Genomic DNA, 19,028 nt, shown 5'->3' with positions numbered 1-19,028 from the left:
AAGTTATGGGATTAGACGATTTCATGGAATTTGACGAAGAAAACTTCGACCCAGGCAATATCACCGAAACAGATTTATCTCACGAGATCCGCCGTGACTTTCTGGAATACTCGATGTCTGTCATCGTGGCCAGAGCCCTGCCGGATGTCAGAGATGGACTGAAACCGGTACAGAGAAGAATTCTCTATGCCATGTACCAGATGAACAATGGACCTGACAAGCCATACCGCAAGTGTGCGCGTATTGTCGGTGATACCATGGGAAAATATCATCCTCATGGCGATTCTTCCATCTATGGTGCCCTTGTCTATATGGCCCAGGACTGGAACATGAGAGAAGTACTTGTCGATGGTCATGGCAACTTTGGCTCCATGGATGGCGATGGCGCTGCTGCCATGCGTTATACCGAAGCCAGAATGTCCAAGATTGCCGTAGAAATGCTGCGGGATCTGGATAAAGAAACTGTGGATATGCAGGACAACTATGATGGCGAAGAAAAAGAACCGGTTGTACTGCCATCCCGTTTTCCAAACCTGCTTGTCAATGGCTCCATGGGTATTGCCGTAGGCATGGCCACCAATGTTGCCCCGCACAATCTTGGTGAGGTCATCGATGGCTGTGTTGCTGTCATGGACAATCCGGAAATGACTGCAGTTGAACTGATGCAGTACATCAAAGGACCGGACTTTCCGACCGGCGGCTATATCCTTGGCCGCAGCGGCATCAAGCGTGCCTTTGAAACTGGCCGGGGCTCCATCATCATGCGCGGCAAAACCCGCATCGAAGACATGCCGAATGGCAAAAAGAGAATCATCATCTACGAGATTCCCTATGCTGTAAACAAGGCCACCATGGTCGAGAAGATTGCTGCGCTGGCCCGTGAAAAGCAGATTGAAGGCATCACAGACCTGCGTGATGAATCCAACATGGACGGTGTCAGAGTCGTCATTGAACTGCGCAAGGACGTCCAGCCGGAAGTCATTCTCAACCAGCTATATAAGCTGTCACCGCTGCAGTCAAACTTCGGTGTCAATAACGTTGTCCTGTTTGACGGTGTGCCGCGCACCACATCTATGAAGGATATGCTTGTCGGCTACATCAAGTTCCAGGAAGAGGTCATCACCAGAAGAACGCAGTATGACCTGAAGAAGGCTAGTGAAAGAGCCCATATCCTGGAAGGATTACGCATTGCAGTAGACAACCTGGATGCGATCATTCATACGATTCGTGATTCCAAGGATGCCAATGAAGCCATGCCAAGACTGATGGACGGCTTTGGACTGGATGAGATCCAGGCAAAGGCCATCCTGGATATGCAGTTCAGAAGACTGACAGGTCTGGAACGCGAAAAGATCGAGAATGAATACCAGGATCTGCTGCTCAAGATTGCGGACTATCAGGATATTCTGTCCCATCATGAGCGCATCGTACAAATCCTCAAGGATGAAATGCTCGAGATCAAAGCAAGATACAACACACCAAGACGCAGCGAGATCATTGATGCACCGGAAAGCATGGATGATGAAGATCTCATCCCGGTAGAGAATGTCATTGTCTCACTGTCGTCCAATGGCTATGTCAAGCGTCTGACCACAGATACCTACCGTGTACAGAACCGCGGCGGCAAGGGCATCAAGGGCATGGAACTCAATCATGACGATGTCATTGACCAGTTCATTAACATGTCGACCCATGATTATCTGCTTGTCTTCACCAATACCGGCAGAGTCTTCCGGATCAAGGGCTATAACATTCCTGAATTCTCCAGAACATCAAAGGGTATTCCGATGATCAACATCATTCCAATGGATAAGACAGAGAAGGTCAAGGCCATGGTGCCATATGCCGACACTGGTGATGACAAAGTCAAATACCTGTTCTTTGCAACAAGCAACGGCCTGGTCAAGAGAACACCAATTTCAGAATTTGAATCGATCATGAAGAATGGCAAGAAGGCTATTACTCTGCGTGATGATGATGAACTTGCCTTTGTCAAAGGCACTACCGGCCACAATGAGATCATCCTGGCTGGTTCCAACGGCAAAGCAGTCAGATTCGCTGAAGATTCGATCCGGCCAAGTGGAAGAGGATCCATGGGTGTAAAAGGCTTCAATACCGATGGCAGTACGGTCATTGGCATGGCTCTGGACAGTGAAGGACAGTATATCCTCACTGTCAGCGAAAACGGCTATGGCAAGAAATCACTGCTGTCAGAATACAGACAGACAAACCGTGGTGCCAAGGGTGTCAAAGCTGCCAGCATCAACGAAAAGACGGGCAGCCTGGTATGCATGAAAGCCGTCAACGGTGATGAAGACTGCATGATCATGACCAATGACGGTATCGTCATCCGCATCTCGCTCAAACAGGTATCTGTCTATTCCAGAAGTGCAGCCGGTGTCAGACTCATTCATGTCTCCGGTGATTCCAAAGTACAGACCATCTCCATCCTGGAACCGGAAGAAGATGAAGAGACTGCGGAAACAGCAGACAAAGAGAAAGAAGTATCCGCAAAAGAAGCAGAAACACCGGAAACAGACGATGATTCTGTCAAATAAGCACTGAACACATCTCAACAAAACATTAGATCTGGCATATAAACTAATTAACTGCCAGATCTTTTTTGATGCTTTATGATGATCAGAAATAAATTGCATGCATATATCAAATCATATTTAACAAAACGATAATTAGAATAGTTAAATGAGTGAACACATAAGCATATAAGTTAAAATGAAATAAAAAGAATTTATAAAAAATTAGCACTTAACTATTGACAGTGCTAAACAAGTGATTACTATTATGGGTGTAAGAGGTGAGAGCCTCAGGGAGGTAATAACATGAGATACGCACCTGAAAGAAGTTTGTTTGAAGATATGTTCAATGAGTTTGGCCTGAATTCCACAGGTCTGATGAGAACAGATGTCCATAAGAAGGATGGCAGCTACAGCTTAGAGGTTGAGCTGCCGGGATATCACAAGGATGATATCAGAATTTCTCTGTACAATGGTGAGCTGACGATCCGTGCACAGCGCAATGAGAGCAAAGAAGAGAAAGACGCCAAGGGTGAAGTCATTCATTCCGAGCGCAGCTATGGTGCCGTGAGCAGAACGTTCTATGTCGGTGATCATGTGAAGGAGAGCGACGTACATGCGTCCTATAACAACGGTATTCTGACTGTGACGGTTCCTTCCGCTGAGAAGAAAGAAGCCGAAGAGAAGAAGTATATTGATATCCAGTAATCAGAAAACCGAAGTTTGATCAGTAAAGGAGATGATTGCCATGAGGTTCATGCCGGATGTGAGAGATGATTTTGATCTGTTTGATGATGTCTTTGACAATGGGTTTGATGTTCCGATGTTCAATCAGGAGCCTGTGCTGAAGACAGATGTGGTTGAGAAAGACGGCAAGTATATCATGAAGACAGATCTGCCGGGCTTTGCAAAGAATGATGTCAAGGTAACACTTGAGAATGGCACATTGAGCATTCATGCATCACGTCATGAGAACAAGGATGAGAAAGACAAGAAGGGCAAGGTACTGCGCCGTGAAAGACGGTATGGTTCCTACAGCCGCAGCTTCTATGTCGGCAATCAGGTGAAGGATTCCGATGTCAATGCGTCCTACAAGGATGGCGTGCTGACAATTGAATTGCCGGCAAAGGAAGACAAGAAAGAGATCCCTGAAAAAAAGTATATCGCAATCGAATAAACCCCTCTCAAATAAAAAAAGACAGGCAGTGCCTGTCAAAGGAATTGGATTTGGACTACTTTCTGTCCTTATCCTTTTTCTTTTTTTTCTTCTTATCTTCAGACTTTTCTTTATCTTTGTCTTTCTCTTTATCTTTCTTCTTCGCTTCCGGCGCATCTTCTTTCCGGGCAGCCATATCTTTACGAATCAATCCTTCCAGGTACGGCTTCACGCCATTTTTGCTCTGCAGCCACTCAATAATATCTTTCTCTGACTCCAGGTTGAAACGCATGGAGAAGGACCGATACTTTTCCCTGTTATAGGCGTTATTGTAATCCAGCTTCTTGGCATATGAACTTTTTGTACGTGTCATTTTGCCCTCCTTTATATACGCGGCATGATTCAAAATGGTTTTGCATGAATGGTGCTGTTCGCCCTCATGTTAGCATGTTGAATCTCTGTTGACAATGTGTTTTTAGAATGGTTAAATGGGGTAAAGCGCTGAAGAGATCTAGTACTTTTGTGGCTGCAGTGCAGAGAGCCAGCATCTGGTGAAAGCTGGTATGCAGCAGAAAGGAAATCCATCTTGGAGTGAAGCTAATTCCTTCCGGCTGCGTCCGTTATCCGATATGAGAGGCTGATATTGTTTCACGTGAAACATATTGGCAATCAGGGTGGCACCGCGAACAACACATCGTCCCTATAGGATGGTGTTTTTATTTTTAGAAAGGAGTCGAACATGATCGACATCAAATTAATCCGTGAAAATCCGGATCTCGTCAAAGAAAACATCAAAAAGAAGTTCCAGGACGAAAAGCTGCCTCTTGTTGATGAAGTAGCTAAGTTTGACAAGGAACACCGTGAAGTCAAACAGAAGGGCGATGAACTCAGAGCAGAGCGCAACCGTCTGTCCAAGTCCATCGGCAGCCTGATGCGTGAAGGCAAGAAGGACGAAGCACAGAAGGTCAAGGATCAGGTCAAGTCCATGGGTGATGAACTTGAATCTCTGGAAGCAAGAGAAAAAGAACTGGATGATGAAATCACCAAGAGAATGATGGTTATCCCGAACATCATTGATCCATCTGTGCCGATTGGTAAGGATGACAGTGAGAACGTAGAAAACGAACGTTTCGGTGAGCCAAAGGTTCCGGACTTCCCGATTCCGTATCATACAGATATTCTGGAAAGCCTGGATGGACTTGACATTGACTCTGCCGGCCGCACATCCGGCAATGGCTTCTATTATCTGAAGGGTGATGTAGCCAGACTGCATTCCTCCATTCTTGCCTATGCAAGAGACTTCATGATCAACAAGGGCTTCACATACTTCGTGCCGCCGTTCATGATCCATGGCAATGTCGTCAATGGCGTCATGTCCTTCAAAGAAATGGAAAACATGATGTACAAGATCGAAGGCGAAGACCTGTATCTGATCGGTACATCTGAACACTCCATGGTTGGACGTTTCATTGGTCAGATTCTCAAGGAAGAAGATCTGCCGCAGACGCTGACATCCTACAGCCCGTGTTTCCGTAAGGAAGTTGGTGCCCATGGCATTGAAGAAAGAGGTCTGTACAGAGTCCACCAGTTTGAAAAGCAGGAAATGGTCGTCGTCTGCAAGCCAGAGGATTCCATGTACTGGTATAACCAGCTGTGGAAGTATTCTGTTGAATTCTTCCGTTCTATGGATATTCCGGTCAGAACACTGGAATGCTGCTCCGGTGATCTGGCTGATCTCAAGGTCAAGAGCTGTGACGTCGAGGCATGGTCTCCGCGCCAGAAGAAATACTTTGAAGTCGGATCCTGCTCTAACCTTGGCGATGCCCAGGCAAGAAGACTGAAGATCAGAGTGAAGGGCAAGGATGGCAACTACTTCCCGCATACACTGAACAATACTGTTGTGGCACCGCCGAGAATGCTGATTGCATTTGTTGAGAACAACCTGCAGGCAGATGGATCTGTATTGATTCCAAAGCCTCTGCAGCCATATATGGGCGGTCAGACTGTTCTTGTTCCTAAGAAAAAGAAGTAATGCGTCAAAGCTGCAGGCGAAATCCTGTGGCTTTTTGTTTCACGTGAAACAATCCAAACATCACAGTTGCCACAAACAAAAAACTTTCATATAATTAACAGCGGTACAGCAAACATGTACTAATCTGGTCAGATCCGGAAGGAAGCAGCCATACGTTCCTCTGTTTGCGTGTACCACTTTTTATTATCATGGAAAAAACACCTGAATATTACATGAGACTTGCTCTGAAAGAAGCAGAGAAAGCAGCTGCCATTGATGAAGTACCTGTTGGCGCCGTGATCGTACAAAATGGCAAAGTGATTGCCAGAGCACACAATCTCAAAGAAAAAAAGATGCAGTCTACAGCTCATGCGGAAATGCTGGCTATTCAGAAAGCATCCAGAAAGCTGAACAACTACTATCTTGATGACTGTGATCTGTATGTCACTCTGGAACCCTGCATGATGTGCACCGGTGCGATCGTATTGAGCAGAATCCGGACGTTGTACTATGGCACTGCTGATCCTAAAGGCGGATGTACGGATACACTGATTCAGGTACGAAACATCAAGCGCTTGAATCATCATCCGAATGTTATTTCTGGTGTACTGCAGCCAGAATGTGCCGAGATTCTAAGCTCTTTTTTCAGAGAAAAACGCAAACATCCAAAGAAGAACCGGAAACCTGTGCAGCCTGCATAAATATGCAGGTTTTTTGCTATAATAGGGGAACGAAGAGGAGAGTGTCTGTGAGCAAACTGGCATTATATCAGAAGTACAGATCATCTACATTTGACGAGGTTGTCGGGCAGGAAGTCACGGTGCGCACCATCAAGAATGCCATCAAAGAAAACAAGGTAGGACATGCCTATCTGTTCTGTGGACCAAGAGGCACCGGCAAGACAACGATGGCCCGTCTGCTTGCCAAGGCAGTCAATTGTGAAAATCCAGAAGAAGCACCCTGCGGTCATTGTGAAAGCTGCATTGCTGCAGCCAATGGCACCCATCCGGATATCATTGAAATCAATGCTGCCAATGAGACCCACGTGGATGATATCCGTGACCTGATTGAACGGGCAAGACTGGCACCGATGGTTGGAAAGCATAAGGTCTATATCATCGATGAGGTGCATCAGTTGTCATCCGCAGCATCCTCTGCATTGCTGAAAACACTGGAAGAACCGCCTGAAAATGTCATTTTCATTCTGGCAACGACAGATCCTCAGAAACTGCTGCCAACCATCATTTCCAGATGCCAGCAGTTCAATTTCTATCGGATTAAAACAGATCAGATTCAGAATCATCTGCTGGATATTGCCAAAAAGGAAAATATTGAGATGGATGAGGGTGCGGCCAGAAAGATTGCCATCCTGGCCAACGGCGGTATGCGTGATGCACTGTCCATCATGGACCAGTGTGCTTCCTTTTCATCCGACAAGATCCAGGAAAAAGATATCGACCGTATTTATGGCCTGACATCTTTGCAGGAACAGATTGATCTGGTGCAGAATCTGTTTGACCATGATCTGGCAAGTGTTCTTAACAGAATCCGCAGCTATGATGAAAGCGGCATTGATATGAACCGTATGTCGGATGCTCTGATTGCGGATCTGAAAGATGCGGCCGTGTACGGCTATACCAGACAGGCAGATCTATTGAAAGTACTGGATGAAGAACATGCAAAGCAGCTGAGCAAAGACCATTCACCGGCCATTCTGTTAAAAATGATTGATGTACTGATGGATGGCAAAAATAAATTCAAGCTTGCCCAGAGTGCTTCTTCTGCCTTTGAAGTGGTATGCCTGGAAACCATTGCGGCTATGGATGCACCAGCAGAGACAGAACAGGTGCAGACGGTCAGAAAACCTGCTGCTGATAAGATAAAGGCTGAGCAGAAAGCCGAAAATAAGCCGAAACCTGCAGTATCCATGATGCAGCAGTCGTATGCACTGGAGCAGAATGAGGAGCACCCTGTCAGTGCAAACGAAGAAGAAGTATTATCTTCAGCACCAATAGAAACAAAAACAGAAACATCATCTGATCTCAGCATGGATGATATTCTTGCCATCCTGCAGGTCTGCAATAAGGACGATAAGAGTGTTGATCAGCAAAAATACAGTCATCTGAATGAAATCATGGGTTTGGAAAAGGCAAAATGGAAACTGATGCTTAATGGCGTTGTGATTGCAGCAAGCGGAAAAGATCTGATCCTGTTTGCATGTGACAATGCCGCAAGTGCTTCCCGCATCAACAGTGACAAAGAAAACCGCGGACTATATGGCTTTCTGCGGGATGATCTGCATATTGAAAAAAGGCCGTATGCGATCACATCAAGACAGTTTCAGGATGCGGCAAGGCAGTTTATGATCCGCAGAAAAAACAATACACTGCCAGATCCCTGGAAATGTGAACCATACAAAGATAACGAAGATATTCCGCATCAGGAAACATCAGAAGAAAAAGTAATCAATCTGTTTGGCAAAGAAAATGTACAGATCATATAGAGGAGAGAAACATGGATTTTAACAGCATATTGCAGCAGGCCCAGATGATGAAGGATAATCTTGGCAAGCTGAGTGAAGAACTTGATGAAAGAACCTATACCGGCAATAACGGCGGCAAAGATGGTGTAACCGTTGTGATCAATGGCCGCTATGAAGTACAGAGTGTCACCATTGGTGAAGATCTGTGTGACAAGGATAACCGTGAGATGCTGCAGGACATGATCCTGCTGGCCTTCAATCAGGCAAGTGATAAAGCGCGTGAAGATCGTGAAAAGTCACTGGATGAGGCAACCGGCGGCCTGAATATTCCGGGGATGTGAGCATGTACCCGCAGAGTCTGAGAAAACTGATTGACTGCTTTAAGATGCTGCCGAGTGTCGGTGAAAAGACCGCAGAACGCTATGCACTGCTTGTGACTGATATGAATCCTGAGAAGGTGCAGAACTTTGCGGATGCACTTGTCGAAGTACGCAACAATCTTCACCACTGCAAAACATGCGGCAACCTCTGTGAAGGGGATGAATGCGAAATCTGTACAGATACAGAACGTGATCATGCCCTGATCTGTGTCGTGGCATCACCCAAGGATGTCATCGCCATGGAAAAAACAGGTGAATACAAAGGAGTTTATCATGTCCTGAACGGACTGATCTCAACAACAAAAGGCATCATGCCGGAAGATCTGAACCTGCAGACACTGCTGGAAAGGGCAGAACATGCAAGGGAGATCATCCTGGCAACAAATACAACACTCGAAGGAGAAACGACGGCAATGTATCTGAACAAGCTGCTTGCCAGCCAGTATCCGGATCTATTGGTTACCCGCATTGCCCATGGCCTGCCAAGCGGCGGTTTACTGGATTATGCGGATGAAATGACCCTCGCCCATGCGATGAGTGACCGCAGAAAGATGTAATCAGAAAGAAGGTGGAATACATGAATGAAGATTTGAAAATTGCCCAGGCTGCGACCCTGGAAGACATTGAAACCATTGCTGCAAAGGCAGGTATTGCCAAAGAATATCTGGAACCTTATGGCAGAGACAAAGCCAAGGTCGATACCAAAATATTTGCCAGTCTCAAGGATAGACCAGATGGCAAACTGATTCTGGTGACAGCCATTACCCCGACAAAAGCAGGTGAAGGCAAGAGTACAACAACAATTGGTCTTGTCGATGGACTGAACAAGATTGGCAAGAAAGCCATGGGTGCCCTGCGTGAACCATCCCTGGGACCTGTCTTTGGCTTAAAGGGCGGTGCCACCGGGGGCGGTCATGCTCAGGTCATCCCGATGGAAGCGATCAACCTTCACTTTACCGGTGATATGCATGCCATCACCACTGCAAACAATCTGATTGCTGCGATGCTCGACAATTCGATCTATCAGGGCAATCCATTAAATATTGATCCAACTAAGGTTGTCTGGAAACGATGCATGGATATGAACGACCGCACGCTGCGTTCCATTACGATTGCCCAGGATAAGAAGACAAACGGTGTGGAACGCAAAGACGGCTTTGTCATCACTGTGGCATGTGAAGTCATGGCCATCCTGTGTCTTTCCAAAGACCTCCACGACTTCCAGCAGCGCATTGCCAGATGCGTTGTCGCATACACCTATGATGACAAACCAGTCACCGTCAAAGACATCCAGGCAGACGGTGCTGCTACAGTTGTCATGAAGGAAGCTCTCAAGCCGAATCTTGTACAGACACTGGAACACAATCCGGTTCTCATCCATGGCGGACCATTTGCCAATATCGCCCATGGCTGCAACTCCCTGATCGCCACAAAGCTTGCATTAAAACTCAGCGATTATGTTGTCACAGAGGCAGGCTTCGGTGCAGATCTTGGCGCTGAGAAGTTCCTGGATATCAAGTGCCGCATCGGCAATCTCCATCCTTCTGCAGTTGTCATTGTCGCTACTGTCAGAGCACTCAAGATGCATGGCGGTGTTGAACAGGAAAACCTGCAGACAGAGAATGTTGAAGCCATGCTTGCAGGTGCAGAAAACCTGCAGAAACATATCGATTCCATTCAGGCATTCGGTCTGCCGTATGTGGTTGCCATCAATAAGTTTGTAAAGGATACACCGGCAGAAGTCGATGCCCTGCTTTCCTGGTGCAAAGACCACAATCACCCGGTATGCCTGGCCGACGGCTGGGCAAAGGGCGGTGCAGGCATGACGGAACTTGCCAGTTGTGTGAGCGAACTTTGTGAGAAGGAAAATCACTATGCACCGATTTATGATGTCAATGATTCGATCGAAGATAAGCTGACTAAGATTGCCACGACTGTCTATGGTGCAAAGGACGTCGAATTCTCTGATGAAGCAAAGGCGAAGATTGTTCAGTTTGCAAAGTATGGCTGGGACAAGCTGCCTGTGTGTGTTGCCAAGACACAGAACTCTTTGTCCGACGATGCCAAGCTCAAAGGCAGACCGCGTGATTTCACGGTTCATGTCAGAGATCTCAGCATCTCGGCAGGAGCTGGCTTTGTGGTTGCCTATACCGGCACAATCCTGACGATGCCAGGTCTGCCAAAGGTACCGGCAGCGGTTCATATGGGTGTTGACGAAAACGGCAATACCTATGGTCTGTTCTGATTAGAAAGGATATGCATGAGTTCCATTGCCTACGTAAGTGATCCAGCCATGCTGGAATATCATCGTCTGTGCCGCAGCCAGACGATCCTGTTCTGGCGGCTGACCGTGAAAAACAGATTCTCAGATTTCCATCATGGTGATCTGCTGTTTTTCTATGCCCGCGGCCCCCGCTCCCGGAAGAAGGGATTTATTGGCTACGGGCATTACGAAGGCACAAGAAAACTGTCACTGAACCAGATGTGGAAACAGTTTGGCAGAATGACAGGCTATGATACCAAAGCACAGCTGGAAGAAGCCATTGCCAAAGCATCCCGAAACCACATTCCGGAATCCATGCAATGTCTCATCCTCAGCAACATCGTCTTCTTTACAGCACCTGTCTTTCCAAAAGAGGTCGGCCTGGATATTCCTGCTAACCTGGAATCCTACTGCTACATTGATAAGGATGATCCTTCTGTGACAGTACGTATTCTGAAACAAGCGGATAAATTTGGTATTGATCTCTGGAGCTATGACAACAGGCAGTCTCCTGAGACTGTTTTCAAGGCAGATGAAGTCCGCCACATCCTTGCTATGGCCTGCTATCAGATGGGCAAAGAAACAGGATCGGAAAACGAGAAGACCATCAGCCATCGTCTGGCCAGAGAAAAAACAAAAGAAGATGGCTGGGAATTGATCAGGGGATCACTGAGTGACTGCGGATCCATGGACAGCCATGGCATTCATCTAGCCATTCCCTTTGTATGCAGCAGTATTGACCGTCCGCACCGTATGCAGATGTGGATTGGCCGTGCAATGCTCTATGCATTGTATCTGAAACAGAATAAAATCAATGATGCACTTTCTGTGTCCGTACTATGTGAGACAGAGGATGCGGAAATGGAAAGGCTCGTGAAACAGTTGAATGGACAACTATGAAGTCATTGTAATCGGCGGCGGTCATGCCGGCATTGAGGCAGCACTTGCCTGTGCCCGCATGCATCACAAGACGCTGCTGTTATCACTCAGTATTGAAAACATCGGCAAGATGCCATGCAATCCTTCTGTCGGAGGACCAGCCAAAGGCATCGTTGTCAGAGAAATTGATGCCCTTGGCGGTCAGATGCCAATCACCGCAGACAAAACAGCACTGCAGTTCAAGATGCTCAACAGTGCCAAAGGACCTGGTGTCAGAGCACTGCGCGTACAGTCTGATAAACTGGCTTACAAAGCCATGATGCAGGATGTCTGTCTGCATCAGGAAAACCTGACAGTCAAGGCAGACATGGCTGTGCGCCTGAACGTGGAAGATGGAAAGGCTACCGGCGTCACATTAAAGGATGGCTCTGTCATCAACAGCCAGATTGTCATCCTGACAACCGGAACATACATGGCCGGTCTCAACATGATCAGCAGTGAAGTCACACCAGGAGGACCAGACCGTGAAACCACAACAAACGATCTGTCCGCATCACTGCGGGAAGCCGGTCTGCGCACATTCCGCTTAAAGACCGGCACACCGCCAAGAGTGCTGACAAAATCCATCGATTTCTCTAAAACAGAGATCGAACCAGGTACCAACAAGTTCATCTGCTTCTCTGACACGACAACGCATATTCGCCCGTTTGACCAGCAGGTACCTTGCTATCTGACCTATACAACCCCGGAAACACATGAGCTGATTCTCAGCAATCTGCACAAGTCATCTATGTATTCCGGTGTTGTCAAAGGTGTTGGACCGCGCTACTGCCCATCCATCGAAGACAAGCTTGTCCGCTTCAAGGACAAGCCAAGACATCTTTTATTCCTGGAACCGGAATCACTGTCTCTGGATACAACCTATGTCCAGGGATTCTCCACATCTCTGCCAAGAGACATCCAGGAAAAGATGGTTCACTCTCTGCCGGGCTTTGCCAATGCCGTGATCAAGAAGTATGCATATGCCATCGAATATGATGCCATCGATCCAATCCAGATGCGGCCATCTCTGGAATCCAAGATCATTCAGAATCTTTTCACTGCCGGTCAGGTAAATGGCACCTCCGGCTATGAGGAAGCAGCCGGACAGGGTATCATGGCAGGCATCAACGCCAGCCTGAAACTGGAAGGAAAGCAGCCACTCATCCTTTCCAGAGATGAAGCCTATATCGGTGTCATGATTGATGATCTGACAACCAAGGGCACGGCAGAACCATACAGGCTGTTAACAAGCCGTGCTGAATTCCGTCTGTTATTACGCCATGACAATGCCGATCAAAGACTGCTGGAAAAAGGCTATCAGATTGGTCTGATCTCTGAAGAGAGACATGATGCGTATCTTAAAAAGATGGAGAAAATCAAAGATCTCAAAGAACATCTGAAAAATACAGGTCTGAACCATGAAAATAAGGATGCCAGCGATTATCTTGTCTCACTTGGCTATAGTCCGCTGGAAGGACACGTGTCAGAAGATGAACTGGCCAGACGTCCGAAAGTCGACCTGTATACGCTGCTTTGCAAAGCAGGGGAAGATGTGGATGAAAGGATTGCCGAACAGGTTGGTATTGAAGTCCGCTATGAAGGCTATATCAATAAGGCAAAGCGTGAAGCCGCAAAATTAGCAGCCATGGACCATGTCATTCTTCCCGATGATCTGGATTATCAGAAGGTTGACAATCTGTCTATTGAAGGCAGACAGAAACTGTCAAAGTTCCGTCCTGCCACCATGGGCCAGGCATCCCGCATCTCGGGTGTCAATCCGGCTGATCTTGCCGTACTTGCTATATATCTCAAAAGTCAGAAAGAAGTGAAGTCATATGAATTATGAAGAAGTTGTTTCCAATGTCCAGGTCTATGGTCTGGAAGAATCCGTCAAGGGATCCAAATATCCCATGGCAACCGATCTTGCCAAAGTTACCTCGGAAGTAACCCCAACCACCCAGAAACTTGCGAACGCTAAAACAGGATCCGGCCATGATAACTTCATGAACGGCATCGTTGTCCAGTTTGATCTGACCTTCACCAACAAGGCATGGGTCGAAGCCGAGCGCTATCACTTCCTGGACTTTGTCTCTTCACAGTCCACCATGCACCGGATCACCAAGTTTGATCTGGATCAGGCCTATATTTCCTATGTCGATCCCCGCATCATCACGATCATGAAGGAAAAGGTCAAGGATTACAATGACCTGCAGGCCGATATCAAGCGTCTCAAGGCAGAAGGCAAAGACACCTCAACCCTGGATGATCTTGCCCGCAGTAAGTATCTGGAAATCCTGTATTCCAACCCGGCCGGCTTCCGTCTGACCGCCCGCATGACTACCAACTATCGTCAGCTCAAAACGATCTATTTTCAGAGAAGAGATCACAGACTGCCGGAATGGCGTGCTTTCTGCAAGTGGATTGAAACACTGCCATATGCCGAATTTATTATAAAAGCACAGTAAAACAGCAGGGTACATGTATGTAATCAGATGTGGAGAATAAACTTTTCCACATTTATTTTGCCCTGTACGTTTTCTTTTCATGAAAATGTGGATAAATTGTTTTTCAACAATCCAATGTATCCGCATCTGAATCTTGATGGTAGAATGGGTTAGCGCAGAGAGGAAAAGACATGACCAATGAACAACTGAAGGATGCCTGCACGGCCATGCACATGCCTTTAGACAATGAACAGATGGCAAAGCTCCATACATATGCTCAGATGCTTGCCAGCTGGAATGAAAAGATGAATCTGACTGCTATTACCGAGGAAGAGGAAGTCAATGAAAAGCACTTTCTCGACAGCATTCTGCCTCTTGGCGATGTTCATGTCCTGGGAAATATTTGTGATGTCGGCTCCGGTGCCGGCTTTCCCGGCCTTGTCTGGAAGATCGTCAGACCAGACCTCACTGTCACCCTGCTGGAGCCAACAGGCAAACGCTGCACCTTTCTGCAGGCAGTGATTGATGAGCTGCATCTCAATGAAATCAAGGTCATCAATAAAAGAGCTGAAGATTTTGCCAAGGAAAAAAGGGAAAGCTTTGATGTGGTAACAGCCAGAGCCGTTGCCAATCTGTCACTGCTTTCAGAACTCTGCCTGCCTCTTGTCAGGCCAGATGGCCTCTTCATTGCCATGAAAGGCCTTCATGGAGATGAAGAAGCCATTGCGGCAGAACATGCCATCACCATTCTTGGCGGCAGAAAAGAAGCCGAATACAAACATGAACTGCCATCGGGTGAACGCATCAACCTGGTTTACCGCAAGGTCAAAAAGACACCAGTGATGTATCCACGCAATTATGGCCAGATGAAGAAGAAACCGCTGTAAGGAGATTGTATGCGAACAAAGGGAAGAAAAGGAATCCTTGATATCTTTGACCGTCAAAGTGAGCAGACAATCAAACAGATTCCGGTAGAGCAGATTGCAGCATCCCGCTATCAGCCAAGACTGAAGTTTGATGAGGAAGCATTGCAGGAACTTGCACAGTCGATCAAGGAGCAGGGACTGATTCAGCCGATCACGGTCAGACAGGTAGAAGATCATTATGAGATCATTGCCGGTGAGAGAAGATTCCGTGCCTGCCAGATGGCCGGCTATGACACGGTGCCATGTTATCTGCTGACACCAAGTGAAGATCAGGCTGCCCAGATGGCACTGGTAGAGAACATTCAAAGACGTGACCTCAGTGCGATTGAGGAAGCCAAGAGTTATGTACAGATCATGCGGCAGGCCAGTCTGACCCAGGAACAGATGGCAGAACGGGTCGGCAAATCGCAGTCGGCCATTGCCAACAAGATCCGCCTGCTGAATCTTCCTCAGGAAATTCAGGAAGGCGTGCTGGACCAGAAAATTTCGGAGCGGCATGCCCGTGCACTGCTGAGTGCGCCGGCTGAAAAGCAGAAACAGATTTACCACGAGATTCTCAAGCATGGCCTGACTGTGCGGGAAACCGAAGACTACATCAGGAAAGCATCACAGCCTGAAAAGGTACATAAAAGACAGAAGACAAAGGGATTCACCAGGCAGACACAGCTTGCCATCAATTCGGTGAATCAGTGCGTACAGATGATCCGTAAGATGGGCATTGACGCAGAAGTGCAGCAGATGGAAACAGACAATGACATCCGAATGGTCGTCCGTTTCCCTAAAAATTAAGGGGAAAACGTTATGGGAAAAATTATTGCAATTGCCAACCAGAAGGGCGGCGTAGGAAAAACAACCACCAGCATTAACCTGGCAGCTGGTCTGGCATATTTTGACAAGAAAGTACTGTTGGTCGACTTTGACCCCCAGGGCAATGCCACCCATGGCATCGGTGCCAACAAAGTCGGTTTTGATGCAAGCGTCTATGATGTATTAACCGGCGACAATACCCTGGAAGAAGCCACTGTGCATCTGACCATGCCGCCGCTGGATGTTCTGCCCAGCACGATCGATCTGGCCGGTGCCGATGTAGAGATGAGCTCCTATGAAGTCGGCAAGGAACAGCTTCTCAAGAAGCGCCTGGAACCAGCCCGCGATAAGTATGATTTCATCATCATCGACTGCCCGCCGGCACTGGGCCTTTTGAATACAAACGCACTGACTGCTGCTGATTCTGTCATGATCCCGGTACAGTGTGAATACTTTGCCCTGGAAGGACTGACCCAGCTGTTAAGCACGATCCGCCTTGTCCAGAAGCTCTGGAACCCGCATCTGTCGATCGAGGGCGTATTACTGACGATGTTTGATGTGCGTACCAGGCTGTCAGTCGAAATCCAGCAGGAAGTGCGCAAATATTTTAAAGAAAAGGTGTACCATATCGTGATTCCACGCAATGTCAGGCTGTCTGAAGCACCATCCATGGAAAAGTCGATCTTTGAATATGACACCAGATGTGATGGCGCCAAGTCTTATGCACAGCTTGTCAAGGAAGTCATTACACAGAATGCAAAGGACGGCAGAAAATAATGGCAGAGAAGAAAAAGAAACTCGGCAGAGGACTTGATTCCATCTTTGGCGGCAATGTGGAACAATTCCTGGACGAGATCCAGGAAAATGCCAATGATGAACCAGGCCGCCGGGAAGTACAGATCAATATCAATGAAATCAGGCCGAACCCATATCAGCCTCGTAAAGAGTTTGATGAAAAAGGACTGCAGGAACTGGCTGACTCCATCAAGGAACATGGCATCTTTACACCGCTGTTAGTCAGAAAGTCCGTCATGGGCTATGACCTGATCACCGGTGAAAGAAGACTGCGTGCAGCCAAGATGGCAGGCCTGGATAAAGTGCCAGCCATTCAGGTAGATTTCGATGATTCAGAGATGATGGAAATCGCGCTGCTGGAAAACGTGCAGCGTGAAAATCTCAATCCGATCGAAGAAGCCCTTGGCTATGAAGCCCTGGTCAAAAAGCTTGGCTATACGCAGGAAAAGCTTGCCGAGCGGGTCGGTAAGAGCCGTGAGTACTGCGCCAATATGATGCGTCTGCTGAAACTTCCTGATTCCATCAAGGATCTGGTCGTCGCAAAGAAACTGACGATGGGCCATGTCCGCCCATTGCTCAGCTTAAAGGATGAAGATGCGATGGAAGATGCGGCCGATGAAATTTTGAAAAAGAAGATGTCGGTGCGTGAAGTTGAAAAGTATGTCAAGCAGCTCAATGTCCAGGATCAGCCGGTTTTGAAGAAAGAGAAGGAAAAAGATCCGTATACGAGGGATCTGGAAACCCGCATGAGTGATAAGTACGGCACCCGGGTAGAAATCGGCAGACACGATATCAAGATCAGTTTCAGCGATACTGATGATCTCAATCGTCTGCTGGAAATGCTTGGCTGTCTGGATGAATCAGAGCAGGATTAACAAACAAAGCACATTTTCTGTCTATGATATACAGGAAATGTGTTTTTTTTACAGCTGAATTCCTCTAAAATGATAAGTATGGTTCATATCCGGAAGGAGTGATACGATGCGTACGAATTCGTGGAAGCTTTTCAGGATTTTGACGATTCTGATATCGCTGGTCACCGCAGTATTTAACTGGCGGTGGACAACAGGTTTTCTTGCGGGAACGGCAATGTGCATTCTGCTGTATTACCGCACAGATACCTACTGGAGCGATATCCTTGACAGTGGTACGACCAAAGGCAGCCGCTACATGTTTCATTTCGCCATCAATTTTCTTCTGATGGCACTGCCGATGGTGCTGGCAGCACTGTTCCCGCAGATCATGAATATCTTCGCAGCGGCACTTGGCTTACTGATGATCAAGATCACGGTCACCGTGGAAGTACTGCTGCCAAAAGGAAAGGAGGAAGCACGATCTTAGAATGAAAATTCAATCGGATGTCTATACGATCATCCTCATTACCCTGATCATTGGCATCAGTATTGTCCTGATTTCAAAGAAGATTGACAAGCTTGATCCCTATGCAAAGCCCAAAGGCTTTACCGGCGCGGTGATCCTTGGCGTCCAGGCAGTTTACAACACGGTCAGTGACAATACCGGCAGAAAGCTGGCAGACCACTATGTCCCGTATATTCTTGTCCTGTGGACATATATCTTCCTTGCCAACATCATCTCGCTGTTCGGTATTTCATCACCAACTGCAAATCTGTCCGTGACCCTGCTGCTGGCCATCATTACCTGGGTTATGATCCAGTATGTGGAGCTCAAATACGGCGGCTTCAAAGGCTACATGCACAGCTTCATTGAACCGATTGCCGTCATGCTGCCAATGAACATCTTCGGCAAATTCTCTACCATGATCTCCATGTCGCTGCGTCTGTTTGGAAACATTCTGTGCGGCGGCATTATGATGCAGCTGGTATACAACGCCTGCCAGTCACTGTCCAACCTGTTGCTGGGCTGGATCACCAAGTCAGGAACCGTATTCAATTTCATGGCGCCGATTCTGGCTCCATTGCTGCATGCATACTTCGATTTGTTCTCTGGATTCATCCAGACACTCGTCTTCGTCACATTAACAGTAGTTCTGATCGGGAATGATATTCCTGAAGATATCAAGAAATAAAAAGGAGAAAAAATTATGGATATCAACAAAGGTTTAATCGCAATCGGCGCCGGCCTGGCAGTTATGACAGGTATGATGACTGGTCTTGGTGAAGGTACCTGCGCAGCTCATGCCTGTGACGCCATCGGCAAGAATCCGGAAGTCGAAAGCAAGATCCGTTCCACGATGATCCTTGGTATTGCTCTTTCTGAGACATGTGCCATCTATGGTCTTCTGGTTGCCATCCTGCTGATGTTTGTCTATCCGAATCTTTAATAAGAGG

Annotated in this window: 20 protein-coding genes, 1 other RNA gene and 1 other annotated feature; of the genes, 20 read left to right on the top strand and 1 reads right to left on the bottom strand. The window is 47.2% G+C overall.

All coding sequences use genetic code 11. The features are described from left to right. The first annotated feature begins 5 nt into the window (after positions 1–5). The 3 genes from gyrA to MOZ60_RS01690 all read left to right on the top strand — a co-directional run bounded on the left by gyrA (position 6) and on the right by MOZ60_RS01690 (position 3,711). On the top strand, positions 6–2,558 hold the full coding sequence (gyrA, locus tag MOZ60_RS01700) for a DNA gyrase subunit A (protein WP_370595411.1): 2,553 nt from the start codon (positions 6–8) through the stop codon (positions 2,556–2,558). Positions 2,559–2,840: 282 nt separating this feature from the next. Further along, entirely contained in the window at positions 2,841–3,242 is a 402-nt protein-coding gene (locus MOZ60_RS01695; RefSeq protein ID WP_108774295.1) for an Hsp20/alpha crystallin family protein, read from the top strand. A 49-nt stretch (positions 3,243–3,291) separates the two neighbouring features. After that, entirely contained in the window at positions 3,292–3,711 is a 420-nt protein-coding gene (locus MOZ60_RS01690) for an Hsp20/alpha crystallin family protein (RefSeq protein ID WP_370595410.1), read from the top strand. Positions 3,712–3,766: 55 nt separating this feature from the next. On the opposite strand, the gene MOZ60_RS01685 is transcribed toward MOZ60_RS01690, so the two are convergent. Then, positions 3,767–4,063, bottom strand: a complete 297-nt coding sequence (locus tag MOZ60_RS01685) for a hypothetical protein (protein ID WP_277009805.1) — start codon at positions 4,061–4,063, stop codon at positions 3,767–3,769. Between the two features lie 119 nt (positions 4,064–4,182). Continuing rightward, positions 4,183–4,395: a binding site (T-box leader), on the top strand. 34 nt (positions 4,396–4,429) lie between these two features. Here MOZ60_RS01685 and serS point away from each other — a divergent pair. The 17 genes from serS to MOZ60_RS01600 all read left to right on the top strand — a co-directional run bounded on the left by serS (position 4,430) and on the right by MOZ60_RS01600 (position 19,021). After that, positions 4,430–5,722 carry a serine--tRNA ligase gene (gene serS, locus MOZ60_RS01680; RefSeq protein ID WP_277009802.1) on the top strand — a complete coding sequence of 431 codons (1,293 nt, stop codon included), beginning with the start codon at positions 4,430–4,432 and terminating at the stop codon, positions 5,720–5,722. 92 nt (positions 5,723–5,814) lie between these two features. Next, an RNA gene (gene ffs, locus MOZ60_RS01675) (signal recognition particle sRNA small type) lies at positions 5,815–5,911 on the top strand. A gap of 23 nt (positions 5,912–5,934) precedes the next feature. Next, complete coding sequence (gene tadA, locus MOZ60_RS01670) at positions 5,935–6,402, top strand: tRNA adenosine(34) deaminase TadA (RefSeq protein ID WP_277634986.1); 468 nt, start codon at positions 5,935–5,937, stop codon at positions 6,400–6,402. 47 nt (positions 6,403–6,449) lie between these two features. Continuing rightward, positions 6,450–8,204, top strand: coding sequence for a DNA polymerase III subunit gamma/tau (gene dnaX, locus MOZ60_RS01665; protein ID WP_370595409.1), 1,755 nt, complete (start codon positions 6,450–6,452; stop codon positions 8,202–8,204). A gap of 11 nt (positions 8,205–8,215) precedes the next feature. Then, on the top strand, positions 8,216–8,524 hold the full coding sequence (locus tag MOZ60_RS01660; RefSeq protein ID WP_277634988.1) for a YbaB/EbfC family nucleoid-associated protein: 309 nt from the start codon (positions 8,216–8,218) through the stop codon (positions 8,522–8,524). 2 nt (positions 8,525–8,526) lie between these two features. Next, a complete protein-coding gene (gene recR, locus MOZ60_RS01655; RefSeq protein WP_370595408.1) occupies positions 8,527–9,120 on the top strand; it encodes a recombination mediator RecR in 594 nt (197 codons plus the stop codon). 20 nt (positions 9,121–9,140) lie between these two features. After that, entirely contained in the window at positions 9,141–10,808 is a 1,668-nt protein-coding gene (locus tag MOZ60_RS01650) for a formate--tetrahydrofolate ligase (RefSeq protein ID WP_370595407.1), read from the top strand. A 15-nt stretch (positions 10,809–10,823) separates the two neighbouring features. Beyond that, on the top strand, positions 10,824–11,726 hold the full coding sequence (locus tag MOZ60_RS01645; protein WP_277655626.1) for a hypothetical protein: 903 nt from the start codon (positions 10,824–10,826) through the stop codon (positions 11,724–11,726). Then, a complete protein-coding gene (mnmG, locus tag MOZ60_RS01640) occupies positions 11,713–13,593 on the top strand; it encodes a tRNA uridine-5-carboxymethylaminomethyl(34) synthesis enzyme MnmG (protein ID WP_108774593.1) in 1,881 nt (626 codons plus the stop codon). Before MOZ60_RS01645 ends, mnmG begins: the two co-directional genes overlap by 14 nt. Next, positions 13,583–14,212 carry a hypothetical protein gene (locus MOZ60_RS01635; RefSeq protein WP_370595406.1) on the top strand — a complete coding sequence of 210 codons (630 nt, stop codon included), beginning with the start codon at positions 13,583–13,585 and terminating at the stop codon, positions 14,210–14,212. The genes mnmG and MOZ60_RS01635 overlap by 11 nt, the downstream gene beginning before the upstream one ends. Positions 14,213–14,382: 170 nt before the next feature. Next, on the top strand, positions 14,383–15,078 hold the full coding sequence (gene rsmG / locus MOZ60_RS01630) for a 16S rRNA (guanine(527)-N(7))-methyltransferase RsmG (protein WP_277653005.1): 696 nt from the start codon (positions 14,383–14,385) through the stop codon (positions 15,076–15,078). Positions 15,079–15,087: 9 nt separating this feature from the next. Further along, entirely contained in the window at positions 15,088–15,906 is an 819-nt protein-coding gene (locus MOZ60_RS01625; RefSeq protein WP_108774590.1) for a ParB/RepB/Spo0J family partition protein, read from the top strand. Between the two features lie 12 nt (positions 15,907–15,918). Then, on the top strand, positions 15,919–16,701 hold the full coding sequence (locus tag MOZ60_RS01620; RefSeq protein ID WP_108774589.1) for a ParA family protein: 783 nt from the start codon (positions 15,919–15,921) through the stop codon (positions 16,699–16,701). Then, complete coding sequence (locus MOZ60_RS01615; protein WP_370595405.1) at positions 16,701–17,594, top strand: ParB/RepB/Spo0J family partition protein; 894 nt, start codon at positions 16,701–16,703, stop codon at positions 17,592–17,594. The genes MOZ60_RS01620 and MOZ60_RS01615 overlap by 1 nt, the downstream gene beginning before the upstream one ends. Before the next feature lie 106 nt (positions 17,595–17,700). Next, entirely contained in the window at positions 17,701–18,060 is a 360-nt protein-coding gene (locus tag MOZ60_RS01610; protein WP_277009768.1) for a hypothetical protein, read from the top strand. 1 nt (position 18,061) lies between these two features. Continuing rightward, positions 18,062–18,766, top strand: coding sequence for a F0F1 ATP synthase subunit A (locus tag MOZ60_RS01605; protein ID WP_108774586.1), 705 nt, complete (start codon positions 18,062–18,064; stop codon positions 18,764–18,766). A gap of 15 nt (positions 18,767–18,781) precedes the next feature. Next, positions 18,782–19,021: an ATP synthase F0 subunit c gene (locus tag MOZ60_RS01600; protein WP_108774585.1), complete on the top strand. Its 240-nt coding sequence runs from the start codon at positions 18,782–18,784 to the stop codon at positions 19,019–19,021. Positions 19,022–19,028: the final 7 nt, after the last annotated feature.

The sequence above is a fragment of the Grylomicrobium aquisgranense genome (assembly GCF_033971865.1).
GTDB classification, from domain to species: Bacteria; Bacillota_I; Bacilli_A; order Erysipelotrichales; family Erysipelotrichaceae; genus Bulleidia; species Bulleidia massiliensis.
The sequence above is the reverse complement of the archived record's forward strand: the minus strand, read 5'-3'. Positions and strand labels throughout refer to the sequence as shown.